10 protein-coding genes, 1 other RNA gene and 1 pseudogene are annotated in these 16442 nt (G+C 44.9%); 8 read left to right on the top strand and 4 right to left on the bottom strand.

Annotation, left to right across the window (positions count from 1 at the left end; genetic code table 11):
• The first annotated feature begins 73 nt into the window (after positions 1-73).
• From BACCOPRO_RS11085 to folE, 5 genes and pseudogenes are all read left to right on the top strand, one after another.
• The gene (locus BACCOPRO_RS11085) at positions 74-616 is read left to right on the top strand and encodes a DUF1599 domain-containing protein (protein WP_008143659.1); all 543 of its coding nucleotides are present in this window, start codon (positions 74-76) and stop codon (positions 614-616) included.
• On the top strand, positions 606-1925 hold the full coding sequence (locus BACCOPRO_RS11080; protein ID WP_008143657.1) for a BT_3928 family protein: 1320 nt from the start codon (positions 606-608) through the stop codon (positions 1923-1925). Before BACCOPRO_RS11085 ends, BACCOPRO_RS11080 begins: the two co-directional genes overlap by 11 nt.
• 43 nt (positions 1926-1968) lie before the next feature.
• Positions 1969-2725: pseudogene (tpiA, locus tag BACCOPRO_RS11075) on the top strand (triose-phosphate isomerase).
• Positions 2726-2873: 148 nt separating this feature from the next.
• Positions 2874-3335: an SPOR domain-containing protein gene (locus tag BACCOPRO_RS11070; protein ID WP_008143651.1), complete on the top strand. Its 462-nt coding sequence runs from the start codon at positions 2874-2876 to the stop codon at positions 3333-3335.
• Positions 3336-3346: 11 nt separating this feature from the next.
• Positions 3347-3940: a GTP cyclohydrolase I FolE gene (folE, locus tag BACCOPRO_RS11065; RefSeq protein ID WP_008143649.1), complete on the top strand. Its 594-nt coding sequence runs from the start codon at positions 3347-3349 to the stop codon at positions 3938-3940.
• 12 nt (positions 3941-3952) lie between these two features.
• Here the strand turns inward: folE and dnaG are convergent, their stop codons facing one another.
• From dnaG to BACCOPRO_RS11050, 3 genes are all read right to left on the bottom strand, one after another.
• On the bottom strand, positions 3953-6160 hold the full coding sequence (dnaG, locus tag BACCOPRO_RS11060; RefSeq protein WP_008143647.1) for a DNA primase: 2208 nt from the start codon (positions 6158-6160) through the stop codon (positions 3953-3955).
• Between the two features lie 51 nt (positions 6161-6211).
• Positions 6212-7789 carry a phosphatase PAP2 family protein gene (locus BACCOPRO_RS11055; RefSeq protein ID WP_155819163.1) on the bottom strand — a complete coding sequence of 526 codons (1578 nt, stop codon included), beginning with the start codon at positions 7787-7789 and terminating at the stop codon, positions 6212-6214.
• A 175-nt stretch (positions 7790-7964) separates the two neighbouring features.
• Positions 7965-8966 (bottom strand): malate dehydrogenase, encoded by a 1002-nt coding sequence (locus tag BACCOPRO_RS11050; protein WP_008143641.1) that lies wholly within the window; start codon positions 8964-8966, stop codon positions 7965-7967.
• A 379-nt stretch (positions 8967-9345) separates the two neighbouring features.
• On the opposite strand from BACCOPRO_RS11050, the gene ssrA reads away from it, so the two are divergent.
• Positions 9346-9742: a transfer-messenger RNA gene (ssrA, locus tag BACCOPRO_RS17555) on the top strand.
• A gap of 151 nt (positions 9743-9893) precedes the next feature.
• On the opposite strand, the gene susR is transcribed toward ssrA, so the two are convergent.
• Positions 9894-11519 (bottom strand): SusR family glycan utilization regulator, encoded by a 1626-nt coding sequence (susR, locus tag BACCOPRO_RS11045; protein ID WP_040311441.1) that lies wholly within the window; start codon positions 11517-11519, stop codon positions 9894-9896.
• A gap of 329 nt (positions 11520-11848) precedes the next feature.
• Between susR and BACCOPRO_RS11040 the strand changes: the two genes are divergently transcribed.
• The gene (locus BACCOPRO_RS11040; protein ID WP_008143635.1) at positions 11849-14125 is read left to right on the top strand and encodes a TonB-dependent receptor; all 2277 of its coding nucleotides are present in this window, start codon (positions 11849-11851) and stop codon (positions 14123-14125) included.
• Positions 14126-14179: 54 nt separating this feature from the next.
• Positions 14180-16369: an alpha-galactosidase gene (locus tag BACCOPRO_RS11035; protein ID WP_008143634.1), complete on the top strand. Its 2190-nt coding sequence runs from the start codon at positions 14180-14182 to the stop codon at positions 16367-16369.
• Positions 16370-16442 lie beyond the last annotated feature (73 nt).

The following is a 16442-nucleotide window of genomic DNA, read 5'->3' as shown; positions in this document are numbered from 1 at the left end:
CGTGCCTGAAAAATAATGTATTTATCCGAAAATTCAGTAACTTTGTCGCACTGATTTCGGATAAGACTTGATAATGAAAGATACTAAGCAACAATTTGAACATGTAATTGCCTTGTGCCGTGACCTGTTTGCCAAGAAGCTGCATGATTACGGAGCTGCATGGCGCATTATGAGACCTTCATCGGTAACCGACCAGATTTTTATCAAGGCGAACCGCATTCGCAGTCTGGAAATAAAAGGAGTTTCTTTGGTGGGTGAAGGAATCCGGCCGGAATTCATGGCTATTGTCAATTATGGAATCATCGGACTGATTCAGCTGGAATTAGGTTATGCAGAAACGGATGATATGACGGAAGAGACCGCGCTGGCTTTCTATGATAAATATGCGAAGGAAGCATTGGAACTGATGCTGGCCAAGAACCATGATTACGATGAGGCATGGCGCAGTATGCGGATCACTTCGTACACCGATCTGATTCTGATGAAACTTTATCGGACCAAGCAGATTGAAGCCTTGAATGGTGAGACTCTGGTTTCAGAAGGCATTGATGCCAATTATATGGATATGATTAACTATTCGGTATTTGGACTGATAAAATTGGAATTTGGAGAATAAACAGATACATAGAGCCGTTGTGATATGGACCAATGCTTGCCGGTTTCTGCTGGCAGTGGCCTTTACGTTTTCCGGATTTATCAAAGCCAACGATCCGTTAGGGACTGTTTATAAGGTTCAGGATTATCTGGAAGCGTGGGGACTGCTTTCTCTGAAATCGGGCGCCCTGCCGTATGTCCTGGCTCTGGCTGTCGGTGTATTTGAGTTTGCACTGGGTATTTATCTGTTGTTTGGTATCCGTCGCCGGCTGGCTCCCTTTCTTACTTTGCTGGTGATGTGTTTCATGACTCCTCTTACTCTATGGCTCGCCATTTCGAATCCGATATCTGATTGCGGATGCTTCGGTGACGCTGTTGTATTGACTAATTGGGAAACTTTCGCCAAGAATGTCGTGCTGCTGATAGCGGCTGTATCTGTTTTCCGGGGCAGCAGGCATTTGTTTAAACTGGTTACGGATAAGGTAGACTGGCTGGTAGCTCTTTACAGTTTTGTCTTTATTATCTTTTTCTCCACTTTTACATTCAGGCATCTTCCTGTCTTTGATTTCCGGCCTTATCATATCGGATCCGATATTCGGGAGAAGATGGAAATTCCGGAAGGTGAGAAACCCAGTGTGCTGGAAACAGTTTTCATCTATGCCAAAGAGGGGAAGGAACAGGTCTTTACCATTGACAATCTTCCTGGTGATACCACCTGGACTTTTGTTGATTCAAAGACAATCGTCAAGGAGAAAGGATATGAACCGCCGATTCAGGATTTTCATATTGTCTCGCAGGAAGATGGTCTGGAACTGACAGACACTATACTTGGAGATGACAATTATACATTCCTGCTGGTAGCTCCCTGGCTGGAGAGAGCAGACGACAGCAGCATGGATCTGATAAATGAAGTCTATGATTATAGTGTAGAACATGGATACCGTTTTCTGTGTCTGACTGCATCAGGTGATGAGGCGATAGCTGCCTGGCAGGAAAATACAGGGGCGGAATACCCTTTTGCACTGGCAGATGAAATAACGCTCAAGACCATGATCCGTTCTAATCCCGGACTGATGTTGCTCAAGAAGGGAGTAGTGATCAATAAATGGAGTTCTGCGTCCATTCCGGATGAATATCAGTTGAATGCTCCGCTGGAGAAACTTCCGCTGGCTCATCTGAGCCGCAAGACACTGGTTCACCGGATTCTGGAAGTTGTCGGATGGTTCGTTGGTCCGCTGTTGCTGTTTACGGCTGCAGACCTGATCTGGCTGCAAATCAAGGCGCGGAGAAGACGTGCCGTATCGAAAACGGAACAGGAAAAGTTGGAATAGAGATTATAAAAAGAAATATTAACCCTTTAAATTTTTTGTAATAATGAGAAAGAACATTGTAGCAGGTAACTGGAAAATGAACAAGAACCTGCAGGAAGGTATCGCTTTGGCTAAGGAACTGAATGAAGCACTGATCGCAGACAAACCTAACTGTGATGTTATCATCTGTACTCCGTTCATTCACCTGGCTTCTGTTACTCCGATTGTTGACAAGAACATCATTGGCGTAGGTGCTGAAAACTGCGCAGATAAAGTATCTGGAGCTTACACAGGTGAAGTTTCTGCTGAAATGGTTGCTTCAACTGGTGCTCAGTATGTAATCCTGGGTCACTCAGAACGTCGTGCTTACTATCACGAAACTGTAGAAATCCTGGAAGAAAAAGGTTAAATTGGCTTTGGCTAACAACCTGAAACCTATTTTCTGTATCGGTGAAGTTCTGGAAGAACGTGAAGCTAACAAGCAGAATGAAGTTGTAGAAGCTCAGCTGGCTTCTGTATTCTCTCTGTCTGCTGAAGATTTCAGCAAGGTTATTTTGGCTTACGAACCGGTTTGGGCTATCGGTACTGGTAAGACTGCTACTCCGGCTCAGGCTCAGGAAATCCACGCACATATCCGTTCATTGGTTGCTGCTAAATATGGTCAGGAAGTTGCTGAAAACACTTCTATCCTGTACGGTGGTAGCTGCAAGCCGAGCAATGCAAAAGAATTGTTCGCTAACCCGGATGTAGACGGTGGTCTGATTGGTGGTGCTGCTTTGAAGGTTGCTGACTTCAAGGGTATCATCGATGCTTTCAAATAATCTGAACTGATAAGACAAACAAAGTTGGGGAGGGATATGATAAACCCTCTCCGACTTCTGTTTTACACAAAGACGGACTTCGGAAGGAGTTCCCGAATCAATATGAGAAAAGAATATTCTCTTTGTCAATACAAATAACAATCCGGCTATGATTAAATATCTATTGTCTCTTATTTTTCTTTTATCTGTTACTGCGGCGAGTGCACAGCGGAATATTGTGGAAAGCTTGCAGACCGACCGTCCCGGACAAGGTAAGGTAACAGTACATCAGGATGCCGGCATAACGGCACTGATTGGTTCGCGTTATGTGAAGGCTACTGCAACTGAGGCACAGCGTACACTGAAAAGCAGAGGTTTCCGTGTGCAGGTGTATGCAGGCAACAACTCCCGGCAAGCCCGTAATGAGGCTAACCGTGTGGCAGAGAAGGTGAAAGAAGAATTCCCTGAGATGCCGGTTTATACCTACTTTCAACCTCCCCGCTGGTTATGTCGTGTAGGCGACTTTAAGAGTATAGAAGAAGCACATGTAGCTATGCGTAAGCTGAAAAGTACCGGTAACTTTAAAGAAGTTGCCATTGTGCGTGAACAGATTAATATCCCTATTGAATAAACCGAACAACGATGATTGATACAAACTTGGTGAACTGGCCTGAAGAGAGAGTGGCTAAACTGATGTCCCATTACAAGGAAATTCTGTCCTTGCTGGGAGAAGATCCGGAACGTGAAGGACTGCTGAAGACTCCGGAACGTGTGGCAAAAGCCATGCTGACTTTAACCCGCGGTTATGAGGTTGATCCGAAAGCTGTGCTGAATGCTGCGAAGTTTAAGGAACCTTATAGCCAGATGGTCATCGTTAAGGACATAGATTTCTTTTCGATGTGTGAACATCACATGCTGCCTTTCTATGGCAAAGCACACGTGGCTTATATTCCAAATGGCTATATTACTGGTTTAAGCAAGATTGCCCGTGTTGTAGACATCTTTTCCCATCGTCTGCAGGTGCAGGAACGTATGACCTTGCAAATCAAGGAATGCATCCAGGAAACTTTAAATCCATTAGGTGTAATGGTTGTTGTGGAGGCTAAGCATATGTGTATGCAGATGCGGGGAGTAGAGAAACAAAACTCTGTGACCACTACGTCTGATTTTACCGGAGCATTCAATCAGGCAAAGACTCGTGAAGAGTTTATGAATCTGATCCGTAACAGACAATAAGCAGGGCACATCCTACGCTTTCAGGACTACACGGTCGCCGGCATTTTGAGCCATCAGGCTCTGTGTTTGCTGTAATTCCTTGTAGCGCTGCATGATGGCAAGACATTGTTCCGGATCATTGGCTATTGCCGGATTGCTCAATGCCTGTAGGGTGTGTTTCATTTCTTCTTCCACAATGGCTAGCTTGAAATCCAGAAGCAGGCGGGGAACCAGTTCGTAGAGACGTTCTTCGTCTGTTATTATTTTCTGGTTCTTGGAATGATATTTGCTGAGCTGATACCGTTCACTGGCCAGATCGGCAGCCAGTTTGCTGATGGCCGGATCCGGATGTGCAATGAAGTAACGTTCTGTGGTAAATCCGTTGTCATGCAGATGGGCTTCCGCTTCTTTCAGGATGAGGCGGTGCAGAGGATCATGGAACTGAAGTTCGTCTTCTTTCAGTTCGGATGCAATGTATTCGGTTACTGTGAGCGGCCGCTCTTCTCCGTTTTCGTCTTCCAGATAACACATGATCTTTTCTCCGTATCTGATCAGCATCCGTACCAGTTCTTCCTCTTTGGCATAAAAGACTTTTTTCTCATTCCCTTCCAGAGGTATATAAGAAGTGTAAGCTGGGGATGATTCCGGAGCTTCTGCTGGAGTGATGTCTGCCGCAGGCAAGGAGGCTGCTGCGTCTTCTGGAGTAAACGGAGGTATGTTTTCTGGCAAAACCGGCTGACTTCCATATTCTTCCGGCAAGAATTCCGATGTGGGAGGCACAGGAACCAGATTCTCTGCCGGAGGTTCAGCAGGAGAGGGAACGGGAATATATGTGTTATTTCCGGTTGTACTTTCTGTATGGTAGGCTGTTGTCTGCTGACGGGATTCCCGTTGCTGGCGGCGTTGTTCTTCCTTGAACCGGGTTTCGCGAGCCTGTTCAATAAGTTTTGCTGTCGCTTCCACCAGGATCTTCTCTTCCATCTGCAACATCTGGCTGCATTCACGGATATATACAGAACGCACGATGGCATCCGGTATGACAGAAATACTCTTGACAATGCTTGAAATCAGAGAGGCCCGTTTGATCGGATCCTTTCCGGCTTCTTCCATCAGCAGGTCGGTCTTGAAACGGATGAAATCTACTTCATGTCCGTTGATATATGCCTGATAATCCGTTGCATTATGTTTCCGGGCAAAGCTGTCCGGATCGTCTCCGTCAGGAAGCAGGCAGACTTTTACGTTCATCCCTTCTTCCAGCAGCATGTCAATACCCCGGATACTGGCTTTGATTCCGGCGCCGTCACCATCATAGAGTACAGTGATGTTATTGGTGAAGCGATGGATCATCCGTATCTGTTCGGCTGTCAGTGCCGTACCCGATGAGGCAACGACATTTTCAATACCACTTTGATGCATGGAAATGACATCGGTATATCCTTCTACCAGAAAGCAGCGGTCCTGACGGACAATGGCCTGCTTGGCAAAGTAGATACCGTAGAGTTCGCGGCTCTTGTGGTATATTTCCGATTCAGGGGAGTTTACGTACTTCATCTGCACGTTTTTGGTAGCCGCATTGAGCACACGGCCTCCGAAAGCCACTACCTTGCCCGAAAGCGTATGTACAGGGAAAATGACGCGTCCCCAGAACCGGTCTCTCAGCGAGCCATCATCTTTGCGATAGCAGAGTCCGGTCTTTACCAGATAGTCGGCTTTATATCCTTTCTGAATGGTAGCTTTGGCCAGGGCATCATGGCTGTCTGTGCTGTAACCGAGCTGGAACTTCTTGATGATATCATCGCGGAATCCTCGTCCCCGCAAATAGGTCATACCGATACGCTGCCCGTCAATGTTGTTGTAAAGAATGTCCTGAAAATACTCGGCCGCATATTGGTTTACCACGAACAGACTTTCGCGCAGGCTGTGTGCCTGTTTTTCTTCATCAGTCAGTTCGCGTTCTTTGATTTCAATGTTATACTTTCTAGCCAGCCATTTCAGTGCTTCATAATAGGTAAGCTGCTCGTGTTCCATGATAAAATGAACCACGTTTCCTCCTTTTCCGCAACTGAAACACTTGCAAAGACCTTTACTGGGTGATACGCTGAATGAAGGAGTCTTTTCGTTATGAAAGGGGCACAGTCCGATATAGTTGACTCCTCTGCGGCGAAGAGTCACGAACTCAGATACCACATCCACAATCTGGGCGGCATCAAGAATACGGTCTATGGTGGCTTGGTCTATCATATCGGGAGGCGAAAATAATAAAAATAAGTAGAATGTGCAACGACTTTCAGTTCAGAAAACGAAGACGATGGCCCCTCCGAATGTGACATTATGCATGGGAGTGCGGCGGCTGTAGGAACGGGAAGGCCGCTTCCCCTCTTCATCTGTCCATGTATTTTTCAGATCGTAAGTCAGCCGGGGAGAAGCAAAATCATAATCACAGAACAGCCGGAAAGCAGCGTCTTCTTTATAGCGGTAGGTCAATGAGATTCCGGTTCCTATTTTCCAGGTAGAACTTTTCCGGATACTCAGGAAGTCATCGTCCACATACTGATTCTGTAACAAGTCTTCGTGTGTCAGATCTTCCTGTTGCATATAGTACGTTACATCTTCCTGATAAAATTGTTTGTAGGCTTCCTCACTGACAATTCTGCGATCAAAAATCTGAGGATTGATCCGGCAGACGGAATTCAGACTGAAATTGGCATTCATTCTTCGTCCTATCAGCAATTTGCTTCCAATGAGGAAATGGCGGCTGACCGGATAAGAACCATATACTCCCAAATCCATATCAAACATACCGAGGTGGTCTGATTCCAGACCGTCAAGCAGGAACATGTTGACCGGAGCTCCCTGATATCGGTCACCATCCATATCGAAAAATTTCTTGTTTTCTTCCGGGATGTCCGCGATTATTGGAAGCGTAGCTACTTTCAGTCGTCCACCTATTCCGAAGTATGTATTGAAAAAATAAGCGCCTTCTATGCTGACTGTCGTAGCGGTTCCTGCTTTAAGCTTCATCCCTAGTGGAGAGCCGTTTTCCGTATCATACAGTTCAGCCGTGCGCAGAAGGGATGGGCCTGAGGCTGCTCCCATACTGAAACTCAGAAAAGAAGGTGCATCATAGCGGTCATAATCTGTTTTTCCTTTCCATGTATCCGTATATTTCCGCTTGAATATCAGATCTGACAGGAAATAACCCAAATCGGTCGAAATCATTCCGATACCTGCTCCCACCAGTACGTCACCGATCCAATGCCGGTTGTTCAGCTGACGGGTAATGCCTGTCAGTCCGGCAAACGTATATCCTCCGATACTAAACCAGGGACTGATCATCCCGTATTCCTTATGAAGGATGGTGGCACACATAAAGGCAGTGGCTGTGTGTCCGGATGGAAACGAGTTGTTTGAAGAATTGTCCGGTCGGGTTTCTTTTGTGGTATATTTCAGTGCGTTGACAAAACCAGCCATGAGAGCGGCGGAAAAGACATTGCTGACTGTCAGTTCCTTCCATGAACTTCGTCCTTCCAGTCCAGCCAGTTTCAGTCCCCAGGTGGCAGCCAGCGGAACATATTGTGTGTAGTCATCATAGCGCAGATGAAAAGCTGGTTGAAACCGGTTGCGTAATGTACGGAAGTCACTGTTTCTTTTTTTGACGATCAGACCGGAAGCTATGAACGGGATTCCCATATAAGAGAATTCTTTCCGAAAACTTTCGCGTGCGTTTACTTGCAGGGTAGGGCGGGTTGTCCGGTTAAGGAGTTGTGAATCTTTGTAGTGTATGTACAGACTGTCGGAATTGGAATGTGCATGCAGCAACTGGGAAGAGAATGACAGACTGATCAGGATAAAGGTTTTAGAGAGTGTCATGGTTTCCGTCGTGTAATTTTAAATTCTATATAACGGAAAGTCTGTCAAAAGGTTCATCGTATTTGGTTAAGAATACGTTTTTTATGAAAAAATACAAATTGTGGGCAGGATATGAAAAAAGGGTTGAAAGGAAATGTTCCCTTCAGCCCTTTTTATAGAGGTGATTAAGTTTCGATTACTTAATGTTCGGATTCAGCTTGTTCCATTCAGCTACCGGAGGAAGAACGCCCATAGCGATTACTTCGTCACGCAGAGCACACAAGTGTTCGTAGCTCTTGTCCAAAGCAGCCTGTTCTTCTGCTGTACCGTTCAGTTCAGCGCAGTGGCAGCCATCAGCTGTGATAGAAGTTTCCCAAGCCATCATGATGTGATCGTACTTGTCGTTAGAAACGTAAGTACCAGCCGGCCAACGGAATGCTTTACCACCCATAGCAGCACCGATCATTTCGATAGAAACGTATGACGGGCTCTGGAATGAAGAACGACCGCGCAGGTTGATGATGTTTGCACCACCTTTAGTAACTTTCTGCTGGATTTCAGCCCACTGTTCTTTAGTCAGAGCGTCAGTACCGATGATGTCAGTCAACGGTTTGCCGTTAACTTTTGCAGTTGATGCAAATACAGCCATCTGTTCGCCGTGGCCACCGTAAGTACGGCAGTTTTCAACAGCGTCCATAGATACGCCGAAGTGTTTAGCCAGTTCGCTGCGCAGACGAGTAGAGTCAAGAGCAGCCAGAGTAGTAACCTGACCCGGTTTCAAACCAGAGTACAACAGAGTGATCAAACCAGTGATGTCAGCCGGGTTGAAGATAACAACGATGTGTTTTACATCCGGGCAGTACTGTTTAACGTTCTTACCGAATTCTTCTGCGATAGCAGCGTTACCTTTCAGCAAGTCTTCACGAGTCATACCAGCTTTACGAGCTGCACCACCTGAGTTTACGATATATTTAGCACCAGTCAGCGCTTCTTTGATATCTGAAGTGAAAGTGATGTTAACACCTTCGAAACCGCAGTGGAACAATTCTTCAGCAACACCTTCCAGACCTGGAGCGTACGGGTCGTACAAACAGATGTTAGGAGTTAAGCCCATCATGATAGCAGTCTGAGCCATGTTAGAACCGATCATACCGGCAGCACCAACAATGGTAAGTTTTTCGTTTGTTACAAATTCCATAATTCTTATTATTTAAGTTATGTTATAAAAGAGTATATCCTGTTTTAATCTTGCGCTACAAAGATAGGAAAGTTCTGTGGTATATACTAATCTTTTGGAAGCTAAATGCGGCGGAATAAACGGTCTTTGGCTTTAATTACTGAAAAATTTCACTATTTTAATAGACCGGATGTCGCTTTTGCAAAGAGGATATGGCAATCGGGCGTTTCTGTTGTTTCGGAACGGCAGGGCCGGAGGGGAATAATACGGATGAAATGTCAGAAAGGAAAGAGTGTGGAACCTGATTTTTCTGTAAAAGAAGATTAAAACGGAAAGAAAAGCTAGGAAAAGTTTTTCGAAGTTCGGGGAAATCATTACTTTTGCAATGATTATCACAACTGGGGTTGTTTGGTTTTGACAGCGAGAGATGTGGTATGTAAGCATGCAGTGCGTCAGTGATTTGCACTATAATCTCAGTTACTGAACAATTATCTGGCAACGAAAATTATGCTCTCGCTGCTTAATCGAAGTACAGTAGATTAGCTTTATTTCCGTCACAGTGATGGAAACGAGACATCGCTCAAAAGCTCTTGTTCCGAAGCGTTTGGTATAGCGGTGCAGTAAAATCGGGAATAGTTTCGGTCTTGTTCCGCGGCCGGAATGAAATTTTAGGAACTAAGGCATAAGTGGGTGGCTCTGGTCTTGCTTATGCACGAAAACCGAAGGCAGAGATAAGCATGTAGAAAGCATATGGCTTCCTTGTTTGGACGAGGGTTCGACTCCCTCCAGCTCCACAAAGATGTTCGAAGGTCGCTGATTTTCAGTGGCCTTTCTTTTTTACTGTTCTTGAAAAAACGTCTCCAGCTTTTTTAAAAACGTTTCGGCGAATGAAAGAAAAGACTTCGGGCTTTTAAAAAAACGTTTCGGGCTTTTTCTGGGAGATTTTCCTTATTTGCTTTCATCAATGGTGGGACAAAGCTGCTTTACCTTTTCTTCGAATGATTCCCGGTCGCGTGCACGGTTTCTTACTGCAGTCCGGTAATTATAGATTGTCTGTGGTGAATAGAATAATAAGGTAGCGATACGTGAACTGTCCTTGATTCCCAATCGGACAAGGGCAAAGATACGCAGTTCCGTATTGAGAATTTCTCCTTTTTGCGGAATGATTTCTTCTCCTTCACGGAGCAGGGCATTGAATTCCTTGATGAAGTTCGGGTAAAGTGTCAGGAAAGTAGTGTCAAAATTTACGAAGAAATGTTTGGCATCATTTTCAGACATCTTGTTGTTGGCCAGCTTGGCAAGATCTTCTGTCTGCTTGGCTTTTACTTTACGCTTGACGAGATCCTGATATCGGTTTAGCTTGTCGATGTAAGCGGCACAGAGATCAAGAAACAGGCTTACGTATTCTTCACGGATATGATTGGTGCGTAGCAGTTCATTGTTGAGTTCAGTCAGCTGGTTGTTCATGTGGGTCACTGCTTTCCGTTGCTTTCCGAGCTGTTGCATCTGACGGTAGATATAGAAGATGGAAACGGCAAGCAGGAGACTCAGCAGGCTGATGAAGCAGATGGCACGTGTCAGACGTTCACTCTTGTCATTGCTTTTCTGCTGGTAGGAGCTGACGATGGAAGGAAACTTCCGGGCAATCTCAAGCATGCGCAGCCGGTTGTTGTAGAACATGGCATCTTCCATGGAGTAATTCAGGTAGCGGTTGGCCTTTTCCAGTTCCTGATCTGAAGTTTCGTACAGAAACATAGCCAACTCCTGCATAGACAGATTTTCTTTCAACGGGCAGGTGTTGTCGGAAATCGACGAGAGAATCAGATATTTTTCATATTCCCGGAAATTACCCTGCTTTTTGTGGGCAAAGGCCAGACCACAAGTGACACACGCATAGAGACGGGTGTTGACTGCCAGTCCCTGCAAAGCCTTTTCGTAAGCCTGCTGGGCTTCAAGCTGATTGCCGGTCCGTGCTTTCAGTTCTCCTTTCCAGTAATAATATTCGTTGCTTTCCCGGGGAAGTACTTGTAACATGGAATCGTTATAAAGCACTTCTTTCTTGCGGAACTGAGGCGCATAGACATCGTCATTGGAATATTCGCTCCATACACTGTATACCCATTCGTAGGCTGTATAATAACTCAGCAACATGGTTGAATCGACCTGTGCGCGATTGATTTCATTGAGCTGCTCAAGGGCTTGTGAGAAGTAGCCTGTAGTTGCAAGCAGCAGAGAACGGTTGATGATACACTGCTGTTGTTTTTGAAGATCATTGAGGCGGATTGCCATTTTCTCGGCCTGATCGACATAGAAAAGAGCAGAGTCAGAGCGGTAAACATAATATTCCTCAAAGATCTGGCCGTAAAGTTGGTAAAGGGTTGAAGCAGACATGCCCGGACGAATTGTTTGCTGGAGACTGTCAATACGTGCTTCTTTGTGCAGGGCAGTGGCCTGTCGCAGTGCAAGTACCTGTTCCAGTTGCTTGTATAATTGAGGAAAATCAGATGTTCCGGCATGCAGGAAGTTTCTACTGAACAGGCTCAATATAATAAGGAGATAAATGTACCGTTTCATATTCTTGTCGGGGCTAGAAATTACCATTCAGACAAATTTAGTGATTTTGTCTTAATTTTCTATATCGAGGAAATAAAAAAAGCATTCTTGCTGAATCAGACTCTTCCGGCTCTGTTCTTCGGTCTACTTTGATATCAAGTATTTCTTTTTGATGAGTGTTAATTATCAGCTATTTATATGATCGGCATATCTGTATTCCATCTACCTGGCTTCTACTCCTGAAAACTGAATGAAATAAAATCATCTACATTTGCTATCGCCATTGAGGAACAGAAGTACTTACGATGGAAAATGAGAATAGATGAATATGAATCCTTAAATTAAACCTCATGAAAAAGAATTTTTTACCTTTTGCAATGTGTGCGGTTTTTCTGTCGGTTTCAGCAAATGCATCAGCACAGCGGGATGCCAGACAGGCAGACAAGAAAGTTATCTCCAACGATTCATTGGAAGTGAAAAAGGCGAAGGGCAGTGAACGTAACGTGATGCTGAATGCTTCGGATGCCACTAAACCACGAGAAATTCAGATTGGTTTGCCAAGTGAAGATGTGAATGTTTATGAAAACGGACTGCCGGCTGTTTATTCTTCGGCTGTTCATAAACTGCAATATCATTGGCGCAGTGATGCAAGTCTGGGAGAAGTCGGACTGATGACTCCTTCTGAATCAGCTATCCGTACGGGAAATATCGCTTATTCTGTAGACTCGTCCAGCAAACTTGGACAAAAAGAATTCAAGGGAATCTTAAATTATAAGACTAATCATTTCGGACTTCAGCAGTTTGATCTGAATGTTTCCGGCGGAATCGGTAACAACTGGTTGTATTCAGGAAGTGTTTATCAGACTTTTGATCCGGGAACTTTCGATGTGAAGTTTGATGAATATGCCGATCGTATGCAAATCTACCGTGCCGGGCTGACTCGTCTTTTCAACAACCGGAAGGGTAAGGCAAGCTTGATGTACAAGTATGCTTATAGCCGTAATTCCGGTAACGAACTGAATGCAGCTCCTTTTATATATGTAGGTGATGGTTCCATCAAGGAGATTCCGGGCTTTGAACCGGGACTGGCTTCATATGGTCCTACCAGTGGCGAAATAGAGTATCTGGATATCATGGACGGCAAGATGAAGAAAGCCAATCTTCGTGATCTGGAAGACAACCGTTCTCATGAGGTAACGTTCCTGACAGACTATACATTCGACAGTGGTCTGAAATGGAATCTGGATATGAAATATATGACAGCACCGGAAGCCAATTATGTAGATTTTGGTGGAAGTACCATCAGTGAGCTGACAGAAAGCGACGGATATACTTTGTCTGACGGTACGCCTTATGCAGGACTGGTGGAAGGACGTCGTACCTGGCTTCACTTCGGTAAAGTGAAAAACTTCCTGGTAACTTCGGAACTGGCCCAGCGTTTTGGAAACCATCAGATGCGTCTGGGATTGAATGAATGGTACTATCATCTGGATTATCATTCTTCTTCTTTCCAGTGGACAGGCTCAGTGCAGGAATATCCTGAAATCCTTACTGCTCCCGACGGAAGCCGCTTCCGTGGCTTTAATGAACTGAGTCCGGAATACACCAAGGGCTACGAAAACAAACTGGCTCTTTATCTGACAGACGACTGGCAGGTTTCTCCGAAACTGAATATTTATTATGGTGCCCGTCTGGAATACTACCGTATGTCTGCCGATCAGATTGCTCATTCTCGCTATTCTGGTTTCTATATTGGCGATACGGCTCCCGACGGAGAAGTAATCACACCGGCTAAAGTGACTAAAGACAAACTGAATTATGCGGCAACAGCCCGTGTAACCTACAATGTGACCAAACAATTCGGTCTGACAGCCGACGGAACCGTAGCAACACGCTATCCGAGGATCAATGAATATGCCGGTACAGGTCCTACTGAAGAACAATACAAACGTGTAACTATTCCTTTGGTACGTGGCGGACTGTTCTATAAGAATGACTGGCTGGATCTTACTTCCATGGTGACTTACATTGCCAAGACGAACAATATTGACCAGCAGAACCTGACTAAACCGGGTACCAGTGAAGGAAAGACTGTGTTGCTGATCTATGATATCCAGACTCTGGGTTGGACGACTTCTGCTGAAATCGATCCGTTTAAAGGATTCCATCTGCATGCTCTGTTCACTTACCAGAAACCGGTGTATAAAAACTATAGTGCCAGCGTAACCTTTAATGATGGTACGCAGATGGGAGTGAATGCAAATAATATGATTGTAAAGGAAATCCCTCAAACATTAATAGAGTTGGATCCCAGCTATAATATTACAAAGGATTTGCGTTTGTGGTTAAGTTTTCGTTATTTTGGCAAGACTTATGCCAATCTGCAGGAAGCTCTTTATTTCAATGGCCGCTGGGAAACCTTTGGTGGTGTGAACTGGGCTGTCAACAAACATCTGGATCTGGGTGTGACTGTTGTGAACTTCCTGAATCAGAAAGGTGCCAAAGGAACAATCAGTGGCTCGGAACTGATTACCAAAGATGAGGCTTCACAATATGCAGGATGTTACATGAGCGGTAGTTACCTTCGTCCGTTTACCGTTGAATTTTCTGCAAGTCTCAAGTTTTGATGAATGAGGGGAAATAGAAGTATTACAGAATATAACCATTAATTGATATCAACCATGAAAAAAATTCTTTTTGCAGGTGCATTGACACTTGCTGCTCTTCAAATGAATGCAGAGGAGAGTAAAGTGATTCGTATCTCAACGGATCAGACCGATCTGATTCTGAAAGTAGGTGAGAACGGTCGTCTTTATCAGACTTATTTAGGTGAAAAACTATTACATGAAGCTGATGTGAATCGTTTTTCCTGGGATATACATGCCGGTTCAGACGGAAGTATCAGTCAGCGCGGATGGGAAGTATACAGTGGTTCCGGTAATGAAGATTATTTTGAACCGGCTGTAGCTATCACCCACAATGATGGAAACACTTCTACTTATTTATACTATGTGTCTTCCTCTACTTCTCCGGTTGAAGGCGGAACACAGACTACCATTAATTTGCGGGATGACAAATATCCGGTGGATGTAACCCTGCATTATGTGGCTTATCCGAAAGAAAATGTCATCAAGACCTGGAGTGAAATCAAGCATCAGGAAAAGAAACCGATCATTCTGTCTACCTATGCTTCTACCATGCTTTACTTCTGCCGTTCGTCTTATTACCTGACTGAATTCAGCAGTGACTGGGCTAAGGAAGCAAGAATGAGCAGCCAGCAGCTGCAGTTCGGAAAGAAAGTGATCGATACTAAATTGGGCAGCCGCGCAGCCATGCACACACATCCTTTCTTCGAAGTGGGACTGGATCAGTCCGTCAGCGAAAATCAGGGAGATGTCCTGATGGGAACACTGGGATGGACCGGTAACTTCCGCTTTACGTTTGAAGTGGATAATGCAGGTAGCCTGCGTGTCATTCCGGCTATTAATCCATATGCTTCCAATTATGAACTGAAAAAGGATGAAGTGTTTACAACTCCTGAATTTATCTTCACACTGAGCAATCAGGGTAGTTCACAAGGAAGCCGCAATTTGCATGAATGGGCCCGTAATTACAGCCTGAAGGATGGTAAGGGTACTCGTCTGACTCTGCTGAATAACTGGGAAAACACCGGTTTTGATTTCAATCAGGAAATTCTGGCCAACCTGATGAAGGAAGCCAAACACCTGGGTGTAGATATGTTCTTGCTGGATGACGGATGGTTTGGAAACAAATATCCCCGTAAAGATGACCATGCTGGTCTGGGCGACTGGGAAGTAACTCACAGCAAACTGCCGGGTGGTGTACCTGCTCTTGTGAAAGCTGCGAAGGAAGCCGGAGTGAAGTTCGGTATCTGGATTGAACCTGAAATGGTGAATCCCAAGAGTGAGTTGTTCGAGAAACATCCTGACTGGGCTATCCATGATGCAAACAGAAAGACTTACTATTACCGTAACCAGCTGGTGCTTGACTTAAGCAACCCCGCCGTACAGGATTACGTATATGGTGTTGTAGAAAATCTGATGAAAGAAAATCCGGAAATTGCTTTCTTCAAATGGGATTGCAACAGCCCGATCACGAACATCTATTCTCCTTACCTGAAGGATAAACAAGGCCAGTTGTACATTGATCATGTGCGTGGCGTCTACAATGTGATGAAACGTGTGAAAGAAAACTATCCGAACGTGCCGATGATGCTTTGCTCCGGTGGTGGTGCCCGCTGCGATTATGAAGCTCTGAAGTACTTCACGGAATTCTGGTGCAGTGACAATACCGATCCGGTGGAACGAGTATATATTCAGTGGGGATTCTCACAGTTCTTCCCGGCAAAAGCCATGTGTGCACACGTGACAAGCTGGAACAAGAATACTTCCGTGAAGTTCCGTACAGATGTTGCTTCCATGTGCAAACTGGGATTTGATATAGGCTTGAAAGATATGACCGCTGATGAACTGGCATATTGCCAGGATGCTGTTGCCAACTGGAAACGTTTGCAGCCAGCTATTATGGATGGTGACCAGTACCGTCTGGTTTCTCCTTACGAAACAAATCATATGGCTGTCAATTATGTCAGCAAAGATCAGAAGAAGGCTGTATTGTTTGCATACGATGTATATCCCCGCTTCCAGGAAAAACTGATTAATGTGAAGTTGCAGGGACTTGATCCGAACAAGACATATAAAGTGGAAGAAATCAACCTGATGCCGGGTGTTGATTCTGCACTGAAATCAAACGGACAGACTTACACCGGTGATTATCTGATGAAGGTAGGTATTGAAGTCTTTGGATTTGCTGCTACACAAAGCCATGTGCTGGAGCTTACAGCTATGTAAATACTAGGGTAGGAAGATAACATATAGATTAGAAACAAGAACCGCAGGGATTACGGGAGACAATATCAGTCGG

The organism is Phocaeicola coprophilus DSM 18228 = JCM 13818 (assembly GCF_000157915.1).
Taxonomy (GTDB): Bacteria; Bacteroidota; Bacteroidia; order Bacteroidales; family Bacteroidaceae; genus Phocaeicola; species Phocaeicola coprophilus.
This window is presented reverse-complemented; position numbering and strand designations above follow the sequence as displayed.

Coding starts and splice junctions, on each gene's coding strand:
- BACCOPRO_RS11085 (WP_008143659.1), top strand. CDS start 74: ATGAAAGATACTAAGCAACAATTTGAACATGTAATTGCCTTGTGCCGT.
- BACCOPRO_RS11070 (WP_008143651.1), top strand. CDS start 2,874: ATGATTAAATATCTATTGTCTCTTATTTTTCTTTTATCTGTTACTGCG.
- folE (WP_008143649.1), top strand. CDS start 3,347: ATGATTGATACAAACTTGGTGAACTGGCCTGAAGAGAGAGTGGCTAAA.
- dnaG (WP_008143647.1), bottom strand. CDS start 6,160: ATGATAGACCAAGCCACCATAGACCGTATTCTTGATGCCGCCCAGATT.
- BACCOPRO_RS11055 (WP_155819163.1), bottom strand. CDS start 7,789: ATGACACTCTCTAAAACCTTTATCCTGATCAGTCTGTCATTCTCTTCC.
- BACCOPRO_RS11050 (WP_008143641.1), bottom strand. CDS start 8,966: ATGGAATTTGTAACAAACGAAAAACTTACCATTGTTGGTGCTGCCGGT.
- susR (WP_040311441.1), bottom strand. CDS start 11,519: ATGAAACGGTACATTTATCTCCTTATTATATTGAGCCTGTTCAGTAGA.
- BACCOPRO_RS11040 (WP_008143635.1), top strand. CDS start 11,849: ATGAAAAAGAATTTTTTACCTTTTGCAATGTGTGCGGTTTTTCTGTCG.
- BACCOPRO_RS11035 (WP_008143634.1), top strand. CDS start 14,180: ATGAAAAAAATTCTTTTTGCAGGTGCATTGACACTTGCTGCTCTTCAA.